Annotated in this window: 21 protein-coding genes; 12 read left to right on the top strand and 9 right to left on the bottom strand. The window is 50.4% G+C overall.

Translation table 11 applies throughout. From position 1 onward, the window contains the following. Window positions 1-3: 3 nt before the first annotated feature. Entirely contained in the window at window positions 4-1,317 is a 1,314-nt protein-coding gene (gene xylA, locus FS806_RS00080) for a xylose isomerase (RefSeq protein WP_144931918.1), read from the bottom strand. Window positions 1,318-1,618: 301 nt separating this feature from the next. Here xylA and FS806_RS00085 point away from each other — a divergent pair, with 301 nt between their 5' ends. Together FS806_RS00085 and FS806_RS00090 are read left to right on the top strand one after the other, a co-directional pair. Further along, complete coding sequence (locus FS806_RS00085) at window positions 1,619-2,815, top strand: ROK family transcriptional regulator (RefSeq protein ID WP_144931920.1); 1,197 nt, start codon at window positions 1,619-1,621, stop codon at window positions 2,813-2,815. Between the two features lie 169 nt (window positions 2,816-2,984). Next, the gene (locus tag FS806_RS00090) at window positions 2,985-3,446 is read left to right on the top strand and encodes a peroxiredoxin (protein ID WP_144931923.1); all 462 of its coding nucleotides are present in this window, start codon (window positions 2,985-2,987) and stop codon (window positions 3,444-3,446) included. 102 nt (window positions 3,447-3,548) lie between these two features. On the opposite strand, the gene pfkA is transcribed toward FS806_RS00090, so the two are convergent. The 4 genes from pfkA to FS806_RS00110 all read right to left on the bottom strand — a co-directional run bounded on the left by pfkA (window position 3,549) and on the right by FS806_RS00110 (window position 6,759). Further along, a complete protein-coding gene (gene pfkA, locus FS806_RS00095; RefSeq protein WP_144931925.1) occupies window positions 3,549-4,514 on the bottom strand; it encodes a 6-phosphofructokinase in 966 nt (321 codons plus the stop codon). Between the two features lie 184 nt (window positions 4,515-4,698). Beyond that, a complete protein-coding gene (locus FS806_RS00100) occupies window positions 4,699-5,724 on the bottom strand; it encodes a tetraprenyl-beta-curcumene synthase family protein (protein ID WP_144932236.1) in 1,026 nt (341 codons plus the stop codon). A 37-nt stretch (window positions 5,725-5,761) separates the two neighbouring features. Further along, window positions 5,762-6,367, bottom strand: coding sequence for a hypothetical protein (locus FS806_RS00105; protein WP_144931927.1), 606 nt, complete (start codon window positions 6,365-6,367; stop codon window positions 5,762-5,764). 74 nt (window positions 6,368-6,441) lie between these two features. Continuing rightward, window positions 6,442-6,759: a hypothetical protein gene (locus FS806_RS00110; RefSeq protein ID WP_144931929.1), complete on the bottom strand. Its 318-nt coding sequence runs from the start codon at window positions 6,757-6,759 to the stop codon at window positions 6,442-6,444. A 222-nt stretch (window positions 6,760-6,981) separates the two neighbouring features. Here FS806_RS00110 and FS806_RS00115 point away from each other — a divergent pair, with 222 nt between their 5' ends. From FS806_RS00115 to FS806_RS00125, 3 genes are all read left to right on the top strand, one after another. Then, window positions 6,982-8,331 (top strand): multi antimicrobial extrusion protein MatE, encoded by a 1,350-nt coding sequence (locus FS806_RS00115; RefSeq protein ID WP_144931931.1) that lies wholly within the window; start codon window positions 6,982-6,984, stop codon window positions 8,329-8,331. Between the two features lie 144 nt (window positions 8,332-8,475). Next, window positions 8,476-9,678, top strand: coding sequence for an MFS transporter (locus FS806_RS00120; RefSeq protein ID WP_144931933.1), 1,203 nt, complete (start codon window positions 8,476-8,478; stop codon window positions 9,676-9,678). 27 nt (window positions 9,679-9,705) lie between these two features. After that, entirely contained in the window at window positions 9,706-10,518 is an 813-nt protein-coding gene (locus FS806_RS00125) for an alpha/beta hydrolase (protein WP_144931935.1), read from the top strand. A 392-nt stretch (window positions 10,519-10,910) separates the two neighbouring features. Here FS806_RS00125 and FS806_RS00130 read toward each other — a convergent pair whose 3' ends face one another. The 3 genes from FS806_RS00130 to FS806_RS00140 all read right to left on the bottom strand — a co-directional run bounded on the left by FS806_RS00130 (window position 10,911) and on the right by FS806_RS00140 (window position 13,766). Beyond that, window positions 10,911-11,108, bottom strand: coding sequence for a cold shock domain-containing protein (locus tag FS806_RS00130; protein WP_144931937.1), 198 nt, complete (start codon window positions 11,106-11,108; stop codon window positions 10,911-10,913). A gap of 102 nt (window positions 11,109-11,210) precedes the next feature. After that, a complete protein-coding gene (locus FS806_RS00135; RefSeq protein ID WP_144931939.1) occupies window positions 11,211-11,945 on the bottom strand; it encodes a class I SAM-dependent methyltransferase in 735 nt (244 codons plus the stop codon). A gap of 99 nt (window positions 11,946-12,044) precedes the next feature. Then, window positions 12,045-13,766, bottom strand: coding sequence for a sensor histidine kinase (locus tag FS806_RS00140; protein WP_186328129.1), 1,722 nt, complete (start codon window positions 13,764-13,766; stop codon window positions 12,045-12,047). Between FS806_RS00140 and FS806_RS00145 the strand changes: the two genes are divergently transcribed. The 4 genes from FS806_RS00145 (at window position 13,759) to FS806_RS00160 (ending at window position 17,765) form a co-directional block, all read left to right on the top strand. Beyond that, complete coding sequence (locus FS806_RS00145; RefSeq protein ID WP_144931943.1) at window positions 13,759-14,811, top strand: RND family efflux transporter; 1,053 nt, start codon at window positions 13,759-13,761, stop codon at window positions 14,809-14,811. The genes FS806_RS00140 and FS806_RS00145 overlap by 8 nt on opposite strands. 41 nt (window positions 14,812-14,852) lie before the next feature. Beyond that, window positions 14,853-16,211: an ABC transporter substrate-binding protein gene (locus FS806_RS00150; protein WP_144931946.1), complete on the top strand. Its 1,359-nt coding sequence runs from the start codon at window positions 14,853-14,855 to the stop codon at window positions 16,209-16,211. Window positions 16,212-16,362: 151 nt separating this feature from the next. Continuing rightward, window positions 16,363-16,581 carry a hypothetical protein gene (locus FS806_RS00155; RefSeq protein ID WP_144932238.1) on the top strand — a complete coding sequence of 73 codons (219 nt, stop codon included), beginning with the start codon at window positions 16,363-16,365 and terminating at the stop codon, window positions 16,579-16,581. A 500-nt stretch (window positions 16,582-17,081) separates the two neighbouring features. Next, window positions 17,082-17,765, top strand: coding sequence for a TerC family protein (locus tag FS806_RS00160; protein ID WP_144931948.1), 684 nt, complete (start codon window positions 17,082-17,084; stop codon window positions 17,763-17,765). 172 nt (window positions 17,766-17,937) lie between these two features. Here FS806_RS00160 and FS806_RS00165 read toward each other — a convergent pair whose 3' ends face one another. Continuing rightward, entirely contained in the window at window positions 17,938-19,611 is a 1,674-nt protein-coding gene (locus FS806_RS00165) for a thiamine pyrophosphate-binding protein (protein ID WP_260981915.1), read from the bottom strand. Between the two features lie 517 nt (window positions 19,612-20,128). Between FS806_RS00165 and pepF the strand changes: the two genes are divergently transcribed. From pepF to FS806_RS00185, 3 genes are all read left to right on the top strand, one after another. After that, entirely contained in the window at window positions 20,129-21,919 is a 1,791-nt protein-coding gene (gene pepF, locus FS806_RS00175) for an oligoendopeptidase F (protein ID WP_186328130.1), read from the top strand. 204 nt (window positions 21,920-22,123) lie between these two features. Further along, complete coding sequence (locus FS806_RS00180; protein ID WP_144931954.1) at window positions 22,124-22,849, top strand: ABC transporter ATP-binding protein; 726 nt, start codon at window positions 22,124-22,126, stop codon at window positions 22,847-22,849. Continuing rightward, on the top strand, window positions 22,842-24,512 hold the full coding sequence (locus FS806_RS00185) for a putative ABC transporter permease subunit (protein ID WP_144931956.1): 1,671 nt from the start codon (window positions 22,842-22,844) through the stop codon (window positions 24,510-24,512). Before FS806_RS00180 ends, FS806_RS00185 begins: the two co-directional genes overlap by 8 nt. The last annotated feature ends 24 nt before the right edge of the window (window positions 24,513-24,536 follow it).

Here is a 24,536-nt window from a genome sequence, read left to right on the forward strand (position 1 = left end):
CGATTATACCGAGCAAATGACCTCGTTGATGGCCGCTTTCAGCCATTCCTGCCTCCCGGATTCGTTGCGGATCTCGCGGTTCTGCATCGCGTACTGCTCCAAGGTATGCAGCGTCGCTCTCCCCGAGACGATCTGCTCCCCGATTCCTTCCCGGAAACTCCGGTATCTCCGTTCGATGAATGAATCCAGAATGCGCTCCTCGATCAATCTGGCCGCCGCTTTCAGCCCTTTGGCGAAGGAGTCCATGCCGGCGATATGCGCGTAGAACAAATCCTCAGACTCGAACGAGCCCCGTCTCACCTTCGCATCGAAATTGATTCCTCCTCTTCCCAATCCTCCATTCTTCAGCAATTCGACCATGGTCAGCGTCGTCATGTACAGATCTGTCGGAAACTCATCCGTATCCCATCCCAACAGCAAATCCCCTTGATTGGCATCGAGCGAGCCGAGCATCCCGTACATGCGCGCCACACGAATTTCATGTTCGAAAGTATGGCCCGCCAGCGTGGCGTGGTTGGCCTCCAGATTCAGCTTGAAATGGTCAGCCAAACCGTAGCGCTGCAAAAAAGCAATCGTCGTGGCCGCATCGAAATCATACTGATGCTTCGTCGGCTCCTTGGGCTTCGGCTCAATCAAAAACTGTGCGTCGAAACCGATTTCACGGGCATAGTCAATCGCCATGCGGTACAATCTTGCCAGATTGTCGAGCTCCAGCTCCATATCGGTGTTCAGCAGCGTTTCGTAGCCTTCCCGGCCGCCCCAGAACACATAATTTTCGGCCCCGAGCTCCTTGCCGATTTCCAAGCTTTTCTTAAGCTGGGCCCCCGCATATGCATACACGTCCGCGTTGCTGGACGTCCCTGCCCCGTGTACAAACCGGGGGTGATGGAACATATTCGCGGTATTCCACAGCAGCTTGACCCCACTGCTCTTCATATAGCCGCGCATCATCTCCACGATCGTATCCAGATTCCGGTTTGTCTCCCGCAAGGTGTCTCCTTCGGGTGCGATATCCCGGTCATGGAAGCAGAAGTAGCGAACTCCGAGCTTGCCGATGAATTCGAACATTGCCTCCACCCTCGCTTTGGCCAAGTCCATCGCCGAATAACGGTCCCAGCTCCTTATCATCGTCCCGGTGCCGAACGGATCGCTCCCATTACCCGTCAGAGTATGCCAATAGGCGACGGAGAAACGGAGATGCTCCTCCATCGTATGGCCGGCAACGATTTCGTCCGGGTTATAGTGCTTGAAAGCTAACGGATTCCCCGTTTCCCGGCCTTCATACTTAATCCTGCCGATCTGCTTGAACCAATCCATTTTGCATTTCCTCCTTGTAAGCGATTTCCCATTCTTCAGTAGTGTTTACCTGCCGAGCCGATACACCCATTCCGCATTGTAGGAAAAGCTTGAGCCCGACCGCGCCTGTTCATTCATCAAGCCGTTCATTTCTCGGCTGGTTGAAGCGCTATACATCTATATCTACAGCCATCATAGCAGGTTTTCAAAAGTTTGTATATCGATTGAACTAAGTTTTTGAAATATATATTTCTAATTGTGCTTTTCAACATCTATTGTTACATTTGTTTTAGTAGACTTGGCAAATAATTCGGGAGGCTCTATGAAACGAACAGGAGATCAATATCTGGTTAAACAAATTAATAAAAGCATTGTACTCGATACGATCCGCCGTCAGTCTCCGCTGTCCAGAGCACAGGTATCTTCATTGACGGGACTTCATAAAGGGACGGTGTCCAGTCTCGTAAATGAACTGATGGAGAATGATTTGGTTAAGGAGATCGGAACCGGGCCGTCCAGCGGCGGACGCAAGCCGGTCATGCTCTTGTTTAACAAAACAGCGGGATATGCCGTAGGTGTGGATCTGGGTGTCAATTACATACTGACCGTTCTTACGGATCTGGACGGAAATATTGTCTTGGAACGGAACGTCAAGATAAGCGACCGCTCCACAGAGAACGTGCTGACCCAGCTTAAAATATCGATCCGGGAAGTCATCGACCGCTCCCCTCCCAGCCCTTACGGAGTTATCGGGATCGGCATCGGAGTACCCGGAATGGTTGATAATAAAGGGCAAGTTCGCATGACGCCCAATCTGCAATGGAATGAAATCGACCTGTCCGGCGTATTGACGAAGGAATTCGGGTGTCCTGTAAGAGTGGATAACGAAGCCAACGCAGGAGCCATGGGGGAAAAGCAGTTCGGCGCCGGCCGCAAATTTTCGGATTTGATTTATGTCAGCATTGGGATAGGAATCGGAATCGGAATTGTGCTCCGTGGAGAGCTGTACAGAGGAGCCTCGGGGTTCTCCGGAGAGATGGGGCATATGACCATCGAAGCTAACGGCAAGCCGTGCAAATGCGGGAATAAAGGCTGCTGGGAGCTGTATGCTTCCGAGAATGCTCTATTGGAATCGGCGGAGGCCCTGCCGCTTCCTGTCCAGTCAACTGACGGCGGAAATGCTCCCGATCTGGATGTGCTTCTGCGGGCAGCCCATGAGGAAATTCCCGAAGTCATTTCGATGTTCGGAACAGTGGGACAATTTATCGGCATCGGATTGTCCAATATTGTCAACACCTTCAACCCCGAGCAGATCATCATCGGGAACCGGATGACCACTGCCGAGAAATGGCTGAAGGAGCCGATGCTGGACGCGTTTCACAGCCGAACACTGCCGGTCCACCGCCACCGCACCAAAATCGAGTTTTCGAGCCTGGGTACCCATTCCGCCGTTCTTGGGGCATCCCATTTAGCTGTCTCGGATTTCTTCGACCGGATGAATCTTTATATGGACCGATAACCTGTACCCCTTTGCCATCCCCTTGCGTCGTCACAAACCCACGTTACAGAGAGGAAAATGAGTCCGGCTTGCTTTCCTCTCTCTGCCCTTGCCTCCCGCCACCGACTTTCATTCCGCACCCGCAATCGTTTAAAATAGATGGAACTATAATTTTAAGGAGGGACCATTCATGCTTTCCATCGGGCAACCCGCTCCGATTTTTATCGCTGAAAGCACACAGGGAATAATTGCGCTTAATGAATATATAGGCAAAAGGCCGATCGTCCTTATTTTCTATCCGATGGACGAAACTCCGGGATGCACTGCTCAGCTGTGCGCTGTGCGGGATGCCAAGGAAGAATACGCTCGCTACAACGCGCTCGTCGTCGGCATCAATCCGGCTTCGGTTGCCAAGCATAACAAATTTGCCGAACATCACGGATTCGATTTTCCGTTAATATATGATATGGGAAGTAAGATCAACGAAATGTATAAAGTCGGTAAAATGCTTTTCGGCCTGCTGCCGCAGAAACGGACGGTCTATGTCATCGGCCTGGATGGCAAAATCGCTTACGCTCACCGGGGCTCGCCTTCTACGGAGGAAATCCTTCAAGCCATTGCCCACCCCCCTGGCGCAGAAGCCGATGAGTGAAGTCGAGTGGACAAGTTCACGTGAGAAGACCAGGATGTCCCATGCCGGGCGTACACGACAAAGAGACGCCAAACCGGTTGGCGCCTCTTCTCTATTATTCTCTTATTGGGATAAGCGAAGAGCTAAATTATACAGCTCCATATTGAACTCTTTCTTCGTATTGACGACCAAATCGATGTCGGTAGCCACCAATTCTCCCTTAATGACTCCACAAGCCTTGCCGGAGTCCCCGGCGAGCAGGCGGCGTACGGCGAAGTCTCCCAACTTGCTGGCAAGAATTCGGTCGTTATGGGTCGGAGTTCCTCCCCTCTGAATGTGGCCGAGCACAGTGACACGAACTTCAATGTCGTTCAGCTCGCCGATGGTCCGGGCGATATCTTCTCCCTTGCCGACACCTTCCGCCGTAAGGATAATACTATGCCGTTTCCCGTTATGGAAGTTCTCCCGCATCCGCTCGGCCACTTCCTTCAGATCGAATGGAACCTCGGGTACGAGGATCGTCTCGGCACCGCTGGCCAGTCCTGCATATAAGGCAATATCTCCGCAGTGGCGGCCCATAACTTCAACTACGGAGGATCTCTCGTGAGAGGTCATCGTATCCCGCAGCTTATTAATGGCGTCTACGACAATGCTGACCGCTGTGTCGAAGCCGATCGTAAAATCGGTGAACGCGATATCGTTATCGATCGTTCCCGGCAATCCCATTGTCCGAATCCCCAATTTGCTCAGCTTGTTCGCTCCCTGATAAGAGCCGTCCCCGCCTATGACAACGAGACTGTCGACCCCTCTCTTGCGAAGATTCTCGGCAGCGATGCGCTGGCCTTCCTCCGTCAGAAACTCCTTGCAGCGGGCCGTCTGCAGAATCGTTCCGCCTCTTTGAATAATATCTCCTACACTGCGCAGATCCATCTGCCGGATATCATCGGTAATCAGTCCCTGAAATCCGCGCTGCACCGCGTAGACGTCCAAATTATGAAAAAGAGCGCTTCTTACTACAGAGCGAACGGCAGCGTTCATTCCCTGGGAATCGCCGCCGCTCGTCAGTACAGCAATCGATTTAACTGTCATATTGTTTTCTTCCCCCTAAGTGCAAGTCCTACAACTCATTATAAAAAAAAATGCCCCCGGAATGAAATAGTTTCTGAAAAAAGATGCCTAACCGCTATTTTCCATATCACTTGGGGCCGTTTCATTAACCGTATTTTTCCCTGCAAAAGACTGCAGCCACCGGCCATCCGCGCCGACCCAATATTTAAGAACGCATACGAATCCAGACACTGTTCGCCCAGAAGAAAATGCGGGTCATCGGACTTTTTTTCATCAACCGGCGGGAAATCCGTCTGACCTCCTTCTGCTTGCTAACCTTCGGATCGGACAGATACAGGGCGATCAGCCCTTCAATAATCATTCTGTGGAAGGACGGGGCTTCGAGGACGGCTACCCGTTCGCGGGCGTTCTGTACAATTTCGGCAATTCGTTCCACCGACTGCTCCATTGTATCATAATAGCTGCAAAAGTTAAGATCCCCGCCTGCCCGATCTTCTTCCTGGTCTATCAAATAATCAAGCATAATGTGAAGACCGCATACGTATGGAAAATACGCCTCCCGGATGCCGCTTACCCGCTCCTTCGTCAGCCCCGGATCCTGGGCGGCCAGAAACAGCATGAACACCCCGAGCGTGGAGCCGGTCGCCGCGGCAAACTCGTTCCACTTGAGCTGGGAATAATTGGCCGCATGCTGATTCCACCAGCGCAGAAGCTCATCCTCCCGTAAATCATGGCGAATATGCTTGTACACCTGTAAATCACAATAAAGGGAGACTAACTCCCGTATCTCTTTCTCCACCAGTCCGTATGACGGCAGCTCACGAATATGCGACTGGCAAGTTTGTACCAGCTTCAACAAGTAACCCTCGTCTTCCTTCTCCTGCCGGAATTCGTAATAGTCGTGAGTCGGTGCTGCCGGATCGACGGCATCCAGCATCGACTGGTGAAGCCGGCGGAAATCCTGCGGGTCCAGCGAGGTGCTTCGATCACATAAATTGTCCAGATAGTCGCTTATCGTCTGGAAAGCAACGATAAGCGGAATAAGAATATGGCGGGAAGGCAGATTGGCTGCGGCATATACAGCGCCGCCCTGACAATGAAATTGCTTGCTTGTCATGCTGGCGATTGCCTGCTGTCGCAGCTCCTCGTCCGGTATTTGTTCAGCTTCTTCCCTCCAACGACTCAATTCGTTTTTTACTCCGGGGAGCACATACCGGTAAACCCGATGCATCAGATGCAGGGGATTTCTCGGGAAAAGTTTGGCAGCGTCATGATGTATACTCAAGTAGCGAACCTCCGCAGCACTGCTGATAGCTATATTCCAACAGGAGTACGATTTCGAGCCGTTGAATCGCCCGCAGCAGCCGGATGACCGGCTGATCCGCAGAGCTCTGAACGGCTTCCACCAGATCGGTGAACCGGTAAGGATCCCATTCGCCCCGCCCGCTTAAAGCCAACAACCCGGTCAGATGTGTAGACGAGGAGAGGCTCTCCTCCCTGCCGGCAACAAGGCCCTTGACGCGATCCTGAACCTGACTGTGAATCGGATGAGTTCCCGCCCGGCGGAACCAGTATTTCGCGTTGCTGTAATCCCCTTCCATCCGGTGCATGATGCCGTGCCAGTAACTGCCCGTGGCGTTCTCGATTCGTTGGGACAGCTCATGGGAATCGTGCAAATTCTCATTCCACAGGTAAAGACCGGATTTCACGCCAAGACCAAAGGGAAGCTTCTCCGGATCACCGCCTCCCAGCAGCTCCGGATTAACACTGTTAATTCTGTGGTTCAAATCCTGCTGCCATGTGCCCTCCGGCTGCAGGGACGGCTCGTGCTTCCACAGTGCCTGAACAAGATCAGGCAGAAACCTGTCATTCATAGAGTACCTCCTATCACTCACATATGGCTCCACTGTATTTATCTGCTCTCCGCCTACCCGAAAGCCGCTGTCGCCTACATGTGGATTTTATCGGACATTTCCTGGTCGACCCGGTACCATAGGTGAAGATCGTTAATCATGCTGGCCAATTCGGCGATTTCCGAGTTGAGGCTGCAGGAAACGGCGAAATCATCTTCCCGGTTCAGCCGTTCCTGTTTTTCCATTATTCTGCTTTCCAGATGCTTGATCCGATCAGGAATGGTTCCCCTGATTTGTTCCCATTGATAGAGCATTTCCGCGCGGTCCTCCTCGGAGTAACTCTCCCACTCGCGAGGCAAATCCGGCACGTAAATCCCCAGACGGCCGTCATATACGAATTCCGGTCTCCACAAACCTTGCAGCCCCTTTTTTGGCAGTCTTCTTATTATTTTAATGTATCATTTCTGCCGCGTAACTGCCAGTCTTTGCTACATTGCAACCAGAGTGTTTCCGGGAGAGGATCCATTTTTTCTCTTTCTAGTTCATTGGGATGTGATATACTAGAATTAATTTTGACGATTTCTTGAACGTTTCGGAAGTGACTACATGCATTCCTTCAAAGGAGTTCTACCAGCATGAACCTCTCCCATGAGATGCGAACGGAAGCCCGATCACCCCGGCAGATCCGGTTTTCCAAGCTGTTCGCTTTCTTTATTCCGCTCGGGATCTCGGCCAGCCTTGTTACGATCTCTCATGTCATCATTAACAGCACATTGGCCAGAGCCGCCCAACCGGAAGCGGTGATCGCCAGTTACGCTATTGCCCTCAGTCTGCTCGGCATTACCGAGAAACCTGCGGCCTTGCTGCGTCAGACCTGCTCGGCACTGGTCCGCGACCGGGTATCATTTCGTGCCATGAGCGCCATTGCACTATATGTATTTGCTTCGATCTTTGCATTGGGGCTGATTATTTCTTATACCGATCTGGGCCGTCTGGTCTTCCGGTATTTTTTTGGCGTTCAGGAGAACGGGCTGCAGGAGACCATCGATGCCTATAGAATATTGATGTTTGTCAGTATTTTCTCGGGCATCCGCTGTCTCTACCACGGGATAATCATTTTTAATAAAAGAACGACCTGGCTAACGATTGGTATGATTATCCGGCTTGTGGGGATGTATGCCTTGGCGCAATATTACATTATGACCGGCAAGGTGAACAGCGGCTCCGTCGGAGCGGTTATTTTTTTGCTCGGTATGGTCATTGAAGCGGCCGTCAGCGTCTGGGAAGGACGCAAGCTCTTGAAGAAAGTCATTCCCGAGAAGGTGGAGGGGCACCCGATCTCAACCAAACGCCAAATTTTTCAGTTCTATCGGCCGCTGCTCTACTATTCCCTGCTGGCCGTAGTAGTCGGGCCTGCCATTAACGCCATGCTGGGCAAGTCCTCCAATATGGAGTTGGCCATCGCTTCCTATGCCATCGCCTTCAGCTTGGCGCAATTGGCGCAAAGCTTCTTTTCCTACATTCATCAAATCGTGTTGAATTTCTACCGGACAGACCGGACGCAGGTAATCCGCTTCACGCTGATGCTGTCCTTTATTCCGGCCTTGCTGGTGGGGATGCTGGCGTATACTCCTGTTGGGCCCTGGTTCATGGAGAATCAAATGGGAGTTAACGAGGAGCTTATGCAGGCCAGTCTGGAGGCGCTTCGGGTCTTCATGATCATGAACCTGATCTTTCCCTGGCTGGATTTCTTCAACGGAATCGTAATGCTGCGCGGACAGACCAAAATTATGGTCTGGTCTCAAGGCTCCAACGTGGGGGTTACCCTTATCGTGCTGCTGATCTGTATTATTGCTGCACCTGGTTGGAACGGGACGATCGGGGCTCTGGCGCAATCCCTCGGCTTCCTGATGGAGCTTGCCGTCGTCCTGCTTGTTCTCAGAAGGGTGTCCAAAGAACCGGAACGCCCGCTTGCCCGGGGTTAGCGCCATTCGGCGGTCTAATGTGCCGAGGCGCCGCCATAACGGTTTCGGACAAGAAACAACGCCGACAGCCTGCAGGCATCGGACCGGCAGCCGCAGGCCCGTGACTCCAAGATATACCAAGAATGATTAGAAAGAAGGCTTCTCATGTCTGAACCCGACATCACACCGTCCCCTGCCGCCAAGCATCGTCCAACGGGTGCTACCGCAGGCTCGGATGCTGTACTTAAGTCTTTCACATTTTTGTTCTTCATGACGATGTCCATTATCGTCTCCGTCTTTCCGATCTACTTCGATTATAAAGGTTACAGTAAACTGCAAATCGGAATGCTGTATTCTATCGGCCCGACCGTAGGCATTGCCGCCAACTTGTTCTGGGGTGTACTAAGCGACAGACTGCAGACGATCAAGAAGGTGATGATCACTGTTCTCGCAGGACAGCTCATCGCCCTGCTGATCATGTTTCAAGTCGATACTTTCACGGTCATGTTCATAGTCATGACGGCTTACTATTTCTTCCAGACTCCCATGAACGGGTTAATTGACAGCCAGACCCTTCTGGTCGCGAGTAAGACCGGGAAGAGCTACGCCTCCTACCGCATTTGGGGATCGTTGGGCTTTTCCTTCGCTTCCCTGTTTTTTGGCATGGCTCTGAGCGGGTTGGGAATTCAATCCGTCACCTTCCTTACCCTCGGGACGGTTATCATCTCTTTTGGACTGGCCTTCCTGTTGAAAGACAGCAGAGCAGGGGCGCGCAAGGCGGATTTTAGCGGAGTGCGCAGCATTTTGTTCTCGAAGCAGCTGCTCTGGTTCTTTCTCCTTATTCTGCTTCTCGCAATCCCGGCGAAAGCGAATGACGGGTTTCTGGCTCTCTACATGATCGGACTGGGAGCCAACGAAACGATCATCGGGTATTCCTGGATGATTTCCGCTCTCAGCGAAATTCCCGTGATGTTTTTGCTCAGCAAATACGGCCATCGCTTCAAGGAGCTGCCGCTGCTCGGATTCGCCGGCTTGATCTATGGAATCCGCTTCCTCCTTATGGCCTCCGTTCAGAATCCGTATTGGATTATTGCCATCCAGGCCATGCATTGTCTGTCCTTCGGCATCTTCTTCATTACCGCCATCCGGTATATCACCCAGTTGGTGCCCGACGAGTTCCGAGCCAGCGGGCAGGCGATGTTTAATGTCGTATGGGGAGGGATGGCCGGATTGGCCGGCGGAGCTATCGGCGGGCAATTATTCGATTTATGGGGAGGTGATACGGTCTATCTGTTTGCATCCATAACGGCGTTTATTGCCAGTGCGGGATTTTTTCTGACCCACATTTCCAGAAAATTCAGCGTCTAGAGAGAATTATCCAAGGAGTGAAAGCCTTTGATACCGACACCTGTCACTTTCCATTCTCAAGCTTTGAATCGGAGACTGACCTTTTATGTATTCCTTCCGCCGGGTTACGAGCAATCGGAGAAGCGCTACCCGGTCATCTATCTGCTGCATGGCAGATTTGACAGCGAAATCTCATGGCCCTACCGGGGGAATGCGTATGCAACGGCCGAGCGGATGATGGCGTCCGGGGAATTGACCGAATCGATCATCATCATGCCCAGTGACGGAGGTTTTTCCACGGGGACGTATTATTTGGATTGGCATGACGGCAGCGGGAATTTCGAGCAATATTTCATGAACGACCTCATCCCCTTCATCGACAGCCAGTATCGGACCCTTACGTCCAGAGAGAACAGAGTGATATGCGGCTTGTCCATGGGGGGCTTCGGATCCTTGCTGCTCGCACTTCGCAATCCTGGGCAGTTCGGCGCGGCCGGCAGCCTGTCCGGCGCACTCGGCATGTTTCCTTCCTCCGACCGGCTGGATTTGGCCCCGGATTGGGAGCCGGATCAGCTCGTCCGCATAGTCGGGCCGTTGGACGAAGAGTATGCCAGACATCATAATCTCTCCTTCCTTGCCGCCAGGGCGCTTCAGCAGGGACCGTACCCCGAAATTTATTTCGACTGCGGCACGGAAGATTTCCTGTATCAAGCCAATCTGTGGCTGAAGGATGAGTTAACCCGCTTAAATTATCCTTTTACATATCAGGAATTTAGCGGCAGCCATACTTGGGAATATTGGAGCGAGCATCTGGAGGATGTGTTGAAGTTTATGAATGCTTACCTGAGCCGCAGTCGTTAAAATAACCCCGGAATTTGCGGGATGCCCCTCTACGCGAGGAGCATCCCCAAAGACATGCAATTGTACATGTCTTTGGGGACAAATCCGGTAAATCCTAACAAAGACACACGAATCTGCAGGTCTTTCCGCCACAAACCCTCGAAAATCGGGCAAATGCCCTAATTGACATGCACTTTTGCCTGTCTTTGGAACCCCACCTGCCCATCGGCAGTTCTTATGTAAAAGGAGAATACTGCTGCGCCCCCGCCTTTGACCGGACTGGAATATGTTCTGCCCAGCTTCGTTTTCTCCGAATCACCAACTTCAAATTTACGCGAAAAAGCAGCCCTTCTTGTTCAGAAGAGCTGCTTCATAATCGCTAGCACATTATTTATAAGTGGTATTCCCTAATCTTATAATTTAATGACGTTAGCTGCTTGAGGACCACGGTTGCCTTCCGTAATATCAAATTCAACCTCTTGGCCTTCGTCCAAAGTTTTGAAACCTTCGCCTTGGATAGCAGAGAAGTGAACGAAAACGTCGTCGCCGTTCTCTACTTGAATGAAACCATAACCTTTTTCTGCGTTAAACCATTTTACTGTACCTTTCAAGTAAACAACCTCCTAAAATGTCGCCATTTATGGCGAATGTACCTTATTATAACACTGCTAAGAATTAATTTCAAGTCATGTAACGAATTATATGCACATAATTTATCGATCTTTTTTCGTCAGGCACAGGAGATGTTTCGAGCCCGGAATAAAGGCAAGACGGGATTCCATCATCCGTACCGAAGCCCCGCTGTCCTCCAGCTCTTGAATCAGAGTGTCCAGCCCCGGGTATTCCTTAAAGGATAGATCCAGGAGCGGATATATGCGAACCTCCCCTCCCGGCCGGCAAATACGAAGCAGCTCCCGGCAGGCTTCCAGGTGAAATTGTTCGTCCAATCCCTGCCCGTATAGAAACAGAAAATGACTGCACAGAACAAGCGAGAACCGTTCCTCCGCGAACGGCAGATTCGGCAGCGATGCCTCGGTATAAACCTGGCTCCCTTCTGTCCGGTAACTCTCGATAAATTGTGAGAACGAGGCCTCCCGCAGCTTGCGGTGATGTTCAGGGCTGCCATAATAGGACCAGTCGAAGCTGTCACGCAATGCGTCTAATTTCTCCGTTGAAACCTCTATTTCTTCATAGCCGGTTTTCTCCATATCGTCAGCATCCATCGCATAAGTCGGATCCGCCGCGAAAGCGTCGACTCCTTTCCTTCTGGCCATAGCCGTGAACGATGATGCTCCTGCCGCAACATCCAATACCGGCCCCCGGTGCAGACGCTCTTCTTCCAGCGAGAACATGCGGAGGTATTCATCCATAGACCGGCAGGTGACAGCGTACCCGGTCTGTTCGTAACCTCTCGGGCTGGGTACAGGCCCTCTTCCTTCCCTACTCATCTCAGCTCATCTCTCCTCATCTCATCAAACTATTGTCTTGCTTCACCCGTTACGCTCCCTGGCTTAAGCAGGCGGTGCATAGCGGTTATACGGATTGTATCACGCGTCTTCCTTCAATGACAATCCGTTATCCAGCACCAGGGTGAAAAAAAACGTCACCCCGCCTTCCTCGTTGCGCGCCCCGAATTCGCTGCCGTGAAGCTGAAGCAGGTGCTTGACAATGGACAAGCCGATTCCTGTGCCCCCCAAATCCCGGTTTCCGGACCGGTCGGAACGGTAAAAAGCATCCCATATATGAGGCAAATCCTCTTCCGGTATGCGGCTTCCTTCGTTGCTGACTTCTACCGTCACCTTGTCTTGCTCTGCCGTCTCCAGCACCTTGACCTCCACCCGGCCTTGTATCGGCGCATGGCGGACCGCATTGCTCAATAAATTGATCAGCACCTGCTCCAGCCGGGAACGATCGGATAAAACCTGCCGTTCCTCGTCGTCCGTCCCGGCAACCTTCAGTCTTATTTGCTTATCATTAAGGAGCGGCGACATTTTATGCAGGACCGAGCGAATCGTTTCGGACAGCGGTACCTTGGCGGGATTCAGCCGGAAACGGCCGCTCTCCAGCTGTGACAAATCCAGCAAGTCACTGACCAGCCCCGCCATCCGGCTGCTCTCTTCCACAATAATATCCGCATATTTGTCCCGTTTCGTTCCTTGTCTTATATTATCCTTCAATGCCTCGGCGATGAGACTGACCGGTGTTTTCAGCTCGTGAGATACGCTGGCCACGAATCTTTTGCGCATCCTCTCGAGCTGCTTTTCCTTCTCAATATCGGCCAACAGCTTGGCGTTCGCCTCCTGCAATTCATCCATCGTTCGCTTCAGGTTGGAGGACAGATAGTTCATGGTTTCCGCCAGCTGCCCTATTTCATCTTCGCGTTTAAATTGGACGGCTGCGGTGAAGTCCAGTTTGGCAAGCCGCTTCGCCACCCGGTTCAACTGAACAAGCGGCTTGGTGACGGTGCGGGAGAACAAAATGGCAAACAGAACAATCAGCACCAGCGCAATTAAATAAAAATAGGAGTTGAAGTTTCCCATGACCTTCACCGCATCGCCAACCGGCTGCAGAGTCGCCACCGTAAACAAATATGCCTCCCCGCCTGCGGGATGAACCATGTCCGGAAGCTTGGCCGAAGCTATCAATATATTTTCCCGCTGGCCGCCGACTCCCGAGTTGTTCATTTGCCTGATCAAGATTTCTCCATCGTCGAGCTCGTCAAAAAAGTCCTCTTCCTGCAGCCAATAGCTCAAAATACTAATTAAATTGCCGTAGCTTCCACCAATAGCCGGTGTCGCCGGTTGAGACGGCTGCGCGATAGAAAATGAGGAGCTAACTGGCTCCCTCCCTCCCGGGTGATCCAACTTCGTTAAAGGGGCTTCCTGCTCATGCGAATGGGTTAAGGTTTCGGCCGAAGTATGGATACGGATATCATAAGCCGGATTCGGTTTTCTAAGAGGCAGTGCCGGGACGGACGTCATCCCGACATACATATCTACTCTATCCTCTTGCTTGAACACAGTCGTTGTCAGACCGTAAAACTGCTGTTCAAACCGGCCCACCTCCTCCGGCTTGTCAAACAGGTCATAGCGGCCATCGGCATATCCCCTATAGATTTCTGAAAATTGACTTCTCAGTTCCTTCGTTTTCTGACTGATGTAGTAAGGTTCAAACAGAAACTTCTGTAATTGAATCCATGCCAGCACGATCAGCATCAATCCGATGAAGGTCACCCAGAACACCTTGTAGGACAATCGTTTATTGCTCATGCTCCAGCCCGTACAGAAATCATTATCTCGAACCATTCAAGGCAGCGGCAAGCTGGTTCCGCGCCACAAGTCCGACCTTATAAACGAGAGCGGCTGGAAAGTCACCCGGGTGCATGTCGGGAAAAACGATACCGTCCAAAAAGGACAGGTGCTTGTCACCTATGACACTTCCCAGCTGGACGAGCAGCTGTTGAATGAAGAGGCTCAGCTGCAAAAAATGAATTTGAACCGAGAAGCGCTAAAGGAACAATTTGTCGCCGCCCAGCGGGAAACCGATGAGGATTCTGTGCGAAAGGCGAAGCGCGACCTGGAAAGCCAGCAGCTGGACATCGAGATGCAGCAGCGTAAAATCGAAGGCCTGCGCAAAGAGCGGTCCGATAAAGGAACGCTGAAAGCTCCATTCGACGGCAAAGTGACAGATATCTATGTGGAGGAAGGGCTGAACGCTTCTCAAGGTCAGGCGGCCCTGTCGCTTGCAAGAATGAACGAAGGCTTCGAATTTACATTTACGACCGATGAAGACGATGCGGACGCGCTTCAGCTGGAGGAAAAAGTGTCCGTCCGCATTGCCGGAGAGAATGCAAAGTCGGTGGAAGGAACGATCATCGATATTAAAGATGCGTCCGCCTCCGGGGGAGGGGGCCCGCCTGATAATGAGGGTTCCTTCGGTGGGGGCATGACTTCAGGCAGTGACAATGGCGGCGGCGGACCAAATGCTCAGAAGACGATTGTCATATCCGTCATAGACGATACTTTGACGGGGGAGGAGAAAGCAAGCGTTCGAATCGATAAGCTGATGGAAGGGCAAGGGCTCGTCATTCCCAAGAAGCTGGTGTATAAGGACAGCAAAGGAAATTACGTCTTTGTCATCCGGGAAAAGAAAAGTCCGGTCGGAAATACGTTCCATGCGCAAAAAGCGTATGTGAACACTGGAAGTTCCACCGACGATGAAATCATCGTCCTGTCCGGTCTCTCGCCGAAGGACGAAATCATCTCCGAGACCAGCGAGCCGCTGCAGGAAGGCAATCGGGTGCGCATCAAATAGCGGTTGATCCACCCGGAATAATTTTATAAGGAGCGATAAACATGAAAAAACATTTAGCATGGATGATGATGGCAATTTTAGTATTATTGACGGCTTGTTCCGGCAACAGTCCCTCCTCTGCAGGGGAACATTCGTCTTCGGGAGATCAGAAAACGGTCGTCATAGCCGTGACCGGCAGCAACCGGTTCCTGGAAACGGCGGCGCAAAAATTCGATGATCTCCACCCCGATATCCATATCGAGATAAAAGAATACCTGGCCATGCCGAAAACGGACGGGGGAACGACCAGCGCGATCTCCCAAGCGGATATGGAAAAGTATGTTCAGACCGTAACGACTCAGGCGCTGTCCGGAAAAGCCTCGGATTTGATCGATATGACGAACTTGCCCCAGGATAAATTCGTCTCCAAAAACGTTCTGGTCAATTTATACGATCTGATGGCCCAAGACTCTGCTTTCGATAAAAGCCGGTACTATGAAAACATTTTAAAGTCTTCGCAAAACGGGGACGGTCTGTATGCCATGCCATTCTCGTTCTCGCCGCAGTTCGTAGCCGGAAAGAAATCAGTCTTGGAAAAGGCGGGCATCTCGATAGACGATAAAACCTGGACATGGGGCCAATTCAAGAACATTGCCAAGAAGCTGCAGGATCAGGTCGGACAGGATTACGTTGCATTTGTTAATTTGCTTCCTAATCAACTGCTCGCCGATTATATTGAAAAGAACTACTCCGATCTCGTTCAGGACGGCAAAGCCAATTTCGATTCAGAGCTGTTTAGAGGAATGATGAACGAAATCAAATCGATGTACGACGAAGGGATTCTTCAAGCCGAGTTTTCTTACGACTATGATAAAGCTTTGTTTTCCATGACCAGCCTGTACAATCCCGCTATGGATTTAATCAATGTGCTGAAAGAAGACACTCAATTATTTAACAGGCCTACGTCCAACGGCCAGTCCGGCGGAGGAGAGTATTCCTCTTACTTCACTTTGGGGCTGAACAGCAAATCGCAGGTGCAGCAGGAAGCATGGGAATTTCTGAAGTTTCTGCTTTCCGACGAGATGCAGTCCTCCCCGGAATTACCGTCGGGATATCCTATTCATAAGGGCATAGTGGATAAAAAATTTCACGAAGCTAAAGAAAAACTACTTCAAGGCGGGACGCTGGAGGTTTCCGGATTTCCAGTGGAAGTCCCTGACAATTTAGATATGTCCATGGTGGATGAACGAATCGCAACCATGAAACAGCAGTTGGAGAACGCAAGTAAGAAATTAACCAGCGACATGAAGGTGTTCTCCATTGCGATGGAGGAATTTGAAGCTTTCATGAACGGGCAAAAAACAGCGGAGGAAGTAAGCAAGCTGATTCAAAACCGGGTGACGACTTATTTAAATGAGTAGGCCTATAGAAAACTCTTCCTTTCGAATATCCGGTATTTTATTCTGACCGTTCCTGTGAGACATCCGTCGCAAAATAAGCTACAATAATAAAGAGCGAAAAAATGAATGAAGCGAGGAAATAACCTTGAAAAACAATCGTGTGAAAAAGCATATGATTTACAAAAAAGACAACTGGAACATGATGTCCGTCGAAGTCAACGGCAAACAGCTCATTGTCCGTGAAATATCGGATCAATGGGGAGAGGAAAGCCACATTTTCCTAAGCCGCCCCGCTATGATGCAGTGGGTCAGCGAGCGGTTTGCGGACGATCGTTTTGACGGTTCGGAGGAAGAACGTGAAGAAATAATTAGAGCCTTCCAGGAAGTATAAAACGCAAGAAGGCTAACAAAATTTGGCTTCTTTAACGGAGGATCATCCGACAAAAATAGGCTTGACAAAAATCGCTTTTCCATGCCATACTGAAATAGAAAAATATGTATCGTCCCAAAGGGGAGTAGCTAGTAATCAATAAAGTCGTCAATTCGGGATATTTGTCCCCGGCTTTATTGGCAACATTACGTTGTTAGCAAGACCTTTGCCGATTAGGTAAGGGTCTTTTATGTTTGCTTAAGACCTTTGCCGAGCTCGGTGAAGGTCTTTTTTATATAAATTTTCCTGTGTCCTTGTCCCGTCCGGGGGCACCCTATCCATGAACGTATTGTTCCGGAGCATTGCGATCCTTAGGATAGGAAAATTTGCTAACGGCTCTGGCTCCGGCCATCGGGTTCCCTGCCTGATCCGATGGCCGGATATGATTCCAGAAAACTGACGGATAAATAGTGATGGGCAATGATTCTTCATGAGGTTATACTATTTAAGGAGTGGTACACTTGGACATATTCTCCGTCACTTTCCTCTTGGCACTTGTCAATATTATCATAATCGACCTGGTGCTGGCCGGGGACAACGCGATCGTCATTGGATTAGCCGCTCGCAACGTTCCCAAAGAAATGCAGAAGAAAGTCATTATCATTGGTACTATTGGTGCTGTCGTCATTCGTGCCGCAGCTACTCTGGCCGTCACTTGGCTGCTGAAGTTTCCGGGACTTCTGCTGGTTGGAGGCGTTCTTCTCGTCTGGATCGCCTATAAGCTGCTGGTCGATAACAAAAGTCATGAGATGCAGGCTAAACCGGGTGTTTGGGGAGCCATCTCCACCATTTTGATTGCCGACGTCCTGATGGGGCTGGATAACGTACTAGCGATCGCAGGAGCAGCGCATGGCAATTATGTGCTCGTCATTATCGGCCTTCTCATTAGCGTCCCGATAATGATTTGGGGCAGCACACTTTTCCTGAAATGGATGAGTCGTTTTCCATGGATCATTTATATCGGCTCCGGGGTTCTAGCCTTTACGGCAGCCAAAATGATTACCGATGAGCCTTTCGTTCATAATTTGCTGTTTGTATCCCCCATTGCCAAATGGGCTTTCGTAATTGTAGTCATCGTGGCTGTCCTGCTGCTCGGTTTGCGCAAAAACCGGATGCAGAGCACACCCAGCCCCGCAGGCCAATAAGGATAGGATTCAGCAGACAAAACAGGCCGCTATTCAACGCGAATAGCGGCCAAGCTTTTTTTCGCGCAATGAACCCTATTGCTCTCCATTCTATTCCTCCGCAGCCGAAAATGTTCCTTGCCGACGAAGTGTCTTTAGTTAGCCTTGTCGGGATCCCGACCGACTTCCTTTCTCAAGCCGATGTATGCGGAACGACCGTATCTGCGGTCATCACCTCAATTAGGACAGGCTGCGGATTCTTCTGCGCTTCAGTCAATGCCTCTCTCAGTCCATTCCTGTCCTCAACTCTTCGGCCATATCCTCCCAACGCCTTGGCTACCGCAGCGAAGTCGGGATTGCGAATAACGCTTCCCAGTGTATTCATCCCCTCTGCAAGCATCCTGTTTTTTTCCATCGCATAAGCTCCGTTATTAATGATCAAAACAGTTATAGGGAGCCCCTGCTCCACAGCGGTCTGAAATTCAAGCAGCGTCTGTACGGCGCCTCCGTCCCCGGCCACAGCTACCACCTGGCGCTCCGGGCAGCACAGCTTCGCAGCGATAGCAGCGGGTACGGCGAAGCCGAGCGTCCTCCATCGTCCGGAGATCAGAATCCGCTGCTCGCGCTTGGCTTGATATATACGGTTAAACCATAGAGTATGGTCTCCCGTGTCTACCGCAATGATTGCATCGGATTCCAGCCAATCGGACAACTCCGCCATGATCGCCTGAGGCGGGGTCGGGCTTCCTTCGAGTGCCGCTTCCCCCTCGATGCGAAGCCTCCAGGCTTCTCGAAGCTTGGCCGTCCGTTCCTTCCAGGAGGTCCGATCCGGCTGTTGTCCGAGACGCTCATTTATTTTCGGAAGAGCACTCGCCAGATCGGCCACGATTCCTTGAACGAGCGGATGCCCCTTGCCCATCTGGGACGGATCGATATCGATTTGGAGCACGGACGCTTGCTTAGGCACATAATCGTCCGGCCACCAAGTGGCCCCCAGCATCAGGACCAGGTCGCATTCGGCCAGAATAAGGCTGGAGCATTCGCTGCCTGCCTGACCCAAACCTCCGGCATAGAGCGGATGATCGTTCGGGACCAACGTTCTTGCCGGAAGGGAAGTAATTATCGGGGCACCCAGCTTCTCGGCCAATCGAATCAGCTCTTGGGAAGCGCTCTCTGCGCCACGTCCCGCATAGATGACGGGGCGCATCGCCGAATCCAGACGCCGGGCAGCATCCTCCCAAAGCTGCAGCGGGGTCTCTACCGCCTGATGGAGATGTGGAAAGTAGGGGACGACTTCTCCCCTTACTTTCTTACGAAATCCATCCTTCGGGATGGACAGATGTGTTACCTCGCCATGAAGTACGGCATGGACCAGCAGCCGCTGCAGCAATTGCGGCAGTGCGTCAGGATGCGCCAGCAGCTCGCTCTGGCGGGCAATGGGCTGGATCAATAGCTGTTGGTTGATTTCCTGCTTCGTTCCCGTTCCGATTTGGTCGGAGGCGACCTGACCGGTTATCGCCAGTACGCCGGCCCGGTCCGCTGCGGCATCCGCCAGACCGTTGAGCAAGTTGGCGATTCCCGGGCCGCTTGTTGCCAGACATACACCGATTCGTCCGGTTAATTTGGCTTCGGCCGAAGCCATTAGGGCGGCCGCTCCCTCGTGCCGGCAAGCGATATAGGCGATTTCGTTCTGCCGGGCCAACTCATCCAGCAAATCGAAGGTCGTATCGCCAATGACTCCGTAAATTCGGCGTACCCCCCATGCGGACAACTGCTTTACAATATATTGTGCAACCGTCATAGATATCGGTTCGGCCTCTTCCGCCAGCACAGGTTTATTCGGTTTCTCTTTCGTTAATATATTCACAGGCTGTCTTCTCCTTAGTTTGTCGTTACGGGTATAGTTTGACCTCCCCCCCTGTCTCCCATTCGGTTTCGGGGGCGAGCAGGAATTCAATATGGATTTGGAGAACATTAATAGGCATACTATTTGTTTGAGGTGAATATATTGCTTGATTCCGGAACCGTCATCACCTTCATTATCGTATCATTCTGCCTCGCAGGGGTCCTTATTTTTAAACGGGACTCGATTCCTGATCAGATGAAGCGGCCTCTTGCCATATGTGCGCTGCTTCTCGTCTGTTTTTCGTTTTTTCTCATCGTTTATCTATTTTTTACTGCCGGGTCCAATTGGAAATAGGAACCATTAGGGAGGATATTGTTTTATAATATGAGCAGTGCCGGTTCATACTAGAGGAAAATAATAGGGGGGATGTACCATGCGGGTAATTCCTGCTGTTACCGCCTTCTGTATGATCCTTGCGGCCACTGGCCTCCCGGCGGCTTCGGCACAGAAAACATTGAATTTGTTAAGGAGGGCTAATATGAATCAAGTAGTCAAGCGTTCGGAAGTAGCACAGGAACATACCTGGAAACTGGAAGACCTGTTTCCGGATCAGAAAGCTTGGGATAAGGAATATGACGAAGTCAAGAGATTGATTAAAGAAGCCGCACAATTTCAAGGCAAGCTGCACGATCCCGCTGAAATTAAACGCTGCTTCGAGCTGGAAGATCAGATTTCCCTACATACCGAAAGACTCTATGTTTACTCTAATATGAAGCATCATGAAGATATGGCGGATCCTACCTACCAGGCGCTGTCGGAGAAAGCCAGAAAATTAAGTGTCGAAGTGAACGAAGCTCTTTCTTTTATTACCCCGGAAATATTAGCGCTGTCGGAGGAAGAAATTAACGCTCTGATCCGTCATCCGGAGCTTGGCTTTTACAAGCGGACTCTGGAAGAGATGCTTCGTCAGAAGGCCCATATCCTGTCCAAATCGGAGGAAGCCTTATTGGCTCAGGTGGGAAGCATCTCCCGCGCTTCGGAAACGATCTTCGGGATGCTGAACAATGCGGATATGAAGTTCCCGACGATTAAGAATGAAGAAGGCCAGGACGTTGAGCTGACTCACGGCCGTTACATTCAATTTCTGGAGAGTAAAGACCGCAATGTCCGCAAGAGCGCTTTTGACGCCATGTATGCCACATACCGGAAGAACAAAAATACGCTCGGCGCGACTTTAAGCTCCAACATCGGGAAAAATGTCTTCTATGCCAAAGTACGAAAATACCCTTCCGTTCTGGAAGCGGCTCTCTTCGGTGATAATATTCCGAAGGAGGTATACACCAATCTGATCGACACCGTCCATGATTCTCTGCCTCTTCTTCACCGCTATATGAAGCTGCGCAAGGAGCTGCTTCAGGTCGATGAGCTGCATATGTATGATTTGTTCGCACCGCTCGTTGAAGAATTCAAGTGGGATATTTCTTATGAGGAAGCCAAGGAAATGGTGCTCGACAGTCTCAAGCCGTTGGGAGACAATTACTTGAATATCCTTCGGCAAGGATTCGAGGATCGCTGGATTGATGTTTACGAGAATGAAGGCAAGCGAAACGGCGCCTACAGTTGGGGAGCCTACGGAACCCACCCCTACGTCCTGTTAAACCATAAGGATAACTTGAACAGCATGTTTACACTCGCTCATGAGATGGGTCATGCCATGCATTCGTATCTGTCCGATGAAAGCCAGGAATACCGCTACGCCCAATACCCGATTTTCCTGGCCGAAGTAGCTTCTACGTTGAATGAAGCTCTGCTTATGGACTATTTATTGAAGAAAACGACCGATACGAAAGCCAAAATGTACCTGCTTACGTATTACGCCGATCAATTCCGGACGACTCTTTTCCGCCAGACCATGTTCGCCGAGTTCGAGAAAATCATCCACGAGAAGACGGAGCAGGGAGAATCTCTTACTCATCAGGACTTCAGTCAAATCTATTATGATTTAAACAAAAAGTACCATGGCGATCACATGGTAGTTGACCAGGATATAGAGATGGAGTGGGCACGAATTCCACATTTTTACAATAGCTTCTACGTTTATAAGTACTCCACCGGCTTCTCTGCGGCAACCAGCTTTGCGAAGCAGATTCTGGATCAAGGGCAGCCGGCCGTAGAACGCTACCTGGGCTTCCTTCGCAGCGGCGGCAGCGATTATCCGATCTCGATTCTGCAGCGGGCCGGGGTAGATATGTCCACCCCCGAGCCAATCGAGCAAGCTATGAGCGTCTTTCGGAATATCATCGAGCAGATGGAGGAGCTTTCCAAGTAAACATCGGGATATGCTGTCAAGCGTCCGGTCCTTATCCGGGCGCTTGTTTTCTGATGTTCTTGTTTATTATGAATCGGAGAAGAGTGTCCGAGGAACTTTTTTTATACGGATGAAACGAATGGAGGAAGATAAACGTATTATCTGCAGAGAGAAGCCTACTAATCTCATGGCATCATTATTAGACAAATACGGAGGGATAGGCACATGATTGAGTTAACGAATGTGACCAAAACTTATAACGGAACTCACAAAGCCGTTGATAATCTGACATTGACCATTCCGCAAGGTGAAATATTCGGTTTTCTTGGTCCTAACGGCGCAGGCAAAACTACGACCATCAAGATGATTACCGGGATTACCAGCCCCGATCAGGGCTCCATTCTGATCAATGGCGTAGACGCTATACACAATTCATTAGAAGCCAAGAGGCAGTTCGGTTACGTTCCGGACAGTCCGGATCTCTTCTTGCGGCTGAAAGGGCTGGAATATTTGAATTTTATGGCCGATATGTATGACGTGCCCAAAGAACTGCGCAAACAGCGGATTGATGAACTGGCCGGCCGTTTCAGTATGGAAAACGTGCTTTCCGATCCTATTCAGAGTTATTCTCACGGAATGAGACAAAAAATCGTTATAATGGGCGTATTGATCCATAACCCATCCGTATGGATTCTCGACGAGCCTCTAACCGGGTTAGATCCCAAGTCTTCCTATACTTTAAAGGAAATGATGAAGGAGCATACCAACGCCGGGAAAACCGTTTTTTTCTCTACTCACGTGTTGGAGGTAGCCGAGAAATTATGCGACCGCGTCGCTATTATCAATAAAGGCGTGATTCGCTTCTGCGGAACTTTCAAGGAAATGCAAGAGCACTTCAAATCGAATGAATCGCTGGAAAAAATCTTCCTGGAGATGACTGGACATGAATAAGACCTTATCGCTAACCAGAATTCTGCTCAAAAACGGAAGCGGAAACTGGGGAAGTAAAAACAAAAAGAGAAAGATTCCTCTCGGATTTTTGGTTCCCCTTCTTATCACGGTCGGTTTGGTCCCGGTTTTTTCCATGTTTTATTTCTTAGTCTCTGTCTTATACGAAGGGCTGGCTGCCATCCAGCAGGAAGGGCTCATTCTCGCATTGGGACTGTCCATCGTCAGCGTCGTCATTTTCTTCTTCGGAATTTTTTACGTAATCAATGTTTTTTTCTTCGCCCAGGATCTGGAGCATTTGCTCCCGCTCCCGCTTAAGCCTTCACAGATTTTGACGGCTAAATTTTCGGTAGCTCTTACGTACGAATATTTAACCGAGCTTTTTATTCTCATGCCGATCTTAGTCTCTTACGGAATCGTTAGCGGTGCAGGCATATTGTATTACGTATTTTCCGTAGTTATCTTTCTTGTACTGCCGCTTCTGCCGCTGCTTCTTGCTTCGGTCATTGCCATGCTGATCATGAGATTTACGAATGTTTCCAAGCATAAGGACCGTTATCGCATGATCGGCGGAGCCGCCGCCATCATCCTGGCGGTCAGCTTCAACTTCTTCTTTCAACGGTTTGCTAACAATAATCTGGATCCGGAACAGATGCAGAAGATCGTGACCGAAGGCAATAATTCCATTATGAATGCCATGACCATGTTCTTCCCCAATGCCAAGCTGGCAGCACTGGCCCTGATTAACGGACCGGCACTGGCCGGATTAGGGTATTTGCTTGCCTTCCTGGCCGTTTCCGCAGTAGCCTATTGGATCTTTATGCTGCTTGGCGATTGGCTCTATTTCAAAGCAGTCATGGGCATGTCTGAATCGTCGGCTCGCAGAGAGAAGGTAAGCGACGAGAAGATGGACAAGATGACACAGCAAAGCTCCGTGATCAAAGCTTATACGGTGAAAGAGTTGAAGCTGCTATTTCGGACACCGGCTTATTTTACAAACTGTGTTCTCATTTCTTTTCTCTGGCCCATCCTTCTTGTTATTCCATTGGTTGCCCAATCGGGCAATCTTCAGGGGATCAAAAATTTGAGCCCGCATATGTTTAATGAAAGCACAGCAGGTATTGTTCTGGGGATTGCCTTCGCTTTCTTCTTATTTTCCGGGGGGATGAATCCGACTGCGGCCACTGCCATCTCACGGGAAGGCCAAGGGATATTCGTCAATAAATATTTGCCCGTTCCTTTTGCGAAAATGGTGATGGCCAAAGTACTTTCCGGTTTGCTGCTCGGCATGATAACGGTTGTTCTGGCCATTATAGTGGCGGTTATATTGCTGGGGCTTCCGGTCTATTATGCCATATTGCTTGTGGCCTTGGGCATTCCTGCCGTATTATTTGCGTCCTTCATCGGCATTATCATCGATATTCATTTTCCCAAATTGAATTGGGACAATGAACAAAAGGCGGTTAAGCAAAATATCAACTCTCTATTTTCCACGCTGATCTGCTTTTTGACCGCCGCGCTGGTCGTTATACCTATTCTGTTCCTGGATTTGTCTCTGCCCTTTGTTTTCTTCGGTCTGCTGATTATTTTCGGGCTGATCAATTTCCTGCTGTATCGGCTCGTTGTTGCCAAGAGTGCCGACTGGTTTAATAAAATCGAAGTGTAATTCACCTGCCTTCCCGCCCGTCTC

The sequence above is a fragment of the Paenibacillus sp. 32O-W genome, assembly GCF_007679495.1.
Taxonomy (GTDB): domain Bacteria; phylum Bacillota; class Bacilli; order Paenibacillales; family NBRC-103111; genus Paenibacillus_L; species Paenibacillus_L residui.

Excerpts from the sequence above, each read along its gene's own strand:
- xylA (WP_144931918.1), bottom strand. The coding sequence starts at position 1,317 with ATGGATTGGTTCAAGCAGATCGGCAGGATTAAGTATGAAGGCCGGGAA.
- FS806_RS00085 (WP_144931920.1), top strand. The coding sequence starts at position 1,619 with ATGAAACGAACAGGAGATCAATATCTGGTTAAACAAATTAATAAAAGC.
- FS806_RS00090 (WP_144931923.1), top strand. The coding sequence starts at position 2,985 with ATGCTTTCCATCGGGCAACCCGCTCCGATTTTTATCGCTGAAAGCACA.
- pfkA (WP_144931925.1), bottom strand. The coding sequence starts at position 4,514 with ATGACAGTTAAATCGATTGCTGTACTGACGAGCGGCGGCGATTCCCAG.
- FS806_RS00100 (WP_144932236.1), bottom strand. The coding sequence starts at position 5,724 with ATGCATCGGGTTTACCGGTATGTGCTCCCCGGAGTAAAAAACGAATTG.
- FS806_RS00105 (WP_144931927.1), bottom strand. The coding sequence starts at position 6,367 with ATGAATGACAGGTTTCTGCCTGATCTTGTTCAGGCACTGTGGAAGCAC.
- FS806_RS00115 (WP_144931931.1), top strand. The coding sequence starts at position 6,982 with ATGAACCTCTCCCATGAGATGCGAACGGAAGCCCGATCACCCCGGCAG.
- FS806_RS00120 (WP_144931933.1), top strand. The coding sequence starts at position 8,476 with ATGTCTGAACCCGACATCACACCGTCCCCTGCCGCCAAGCATCGTCCA.
- FS806_RS00135 (WP_144931939.1), bottom strand. The coding sequence starts at position 11,945 with ATGAGTAGGGAAGGAAGAGGGCCTGTACCCAGCCCGAGAGGTTACGAA.
- FS806_RS00140 (WP_186328129.1), bottom strand. The coding sequence starts at position 13,766 with ATGAGCAATAAACGATTGTCCTACAAGGTGTTCTGGGTGACCTTCATC.
- FS806_RS00150 (WP_144931946.1), top strand. The coding sequence starts at position 14,853 with ATGAAAAAACATTTAGCATGGATGATGATGGCAATTTTAGTATTATTG.
- FS806_RS00155 (WP_144932238.1), top strand. The coding sequence starts at position 16,363 with ATGATTTACAAAAAAGACAACTGGAACATGATGTCCGTCGAAGTCAAC.
- pepF (WP_186328130.1), top strand. The coding sequence starts at position 20,129 with ATGAATCAAGTAGTCAAGCGTTCGGAAGTAGCACAGGAACATACCTGG.
- FS806_RS00180 (WP_144931954.1), top strand. The coding sequence starts at position 22,124 with ATGATTGAGTTAACGAATGTGACCAAAACTTATAACGGAACTCACAAA.
- FS806_RS00185 (WP_144931956.1), top strand. The coding sequence starts at position 22,842 with ATGAATAAGACCTTATCGCTAACCAGAATTCTGCTCAAAAACGGAAGC.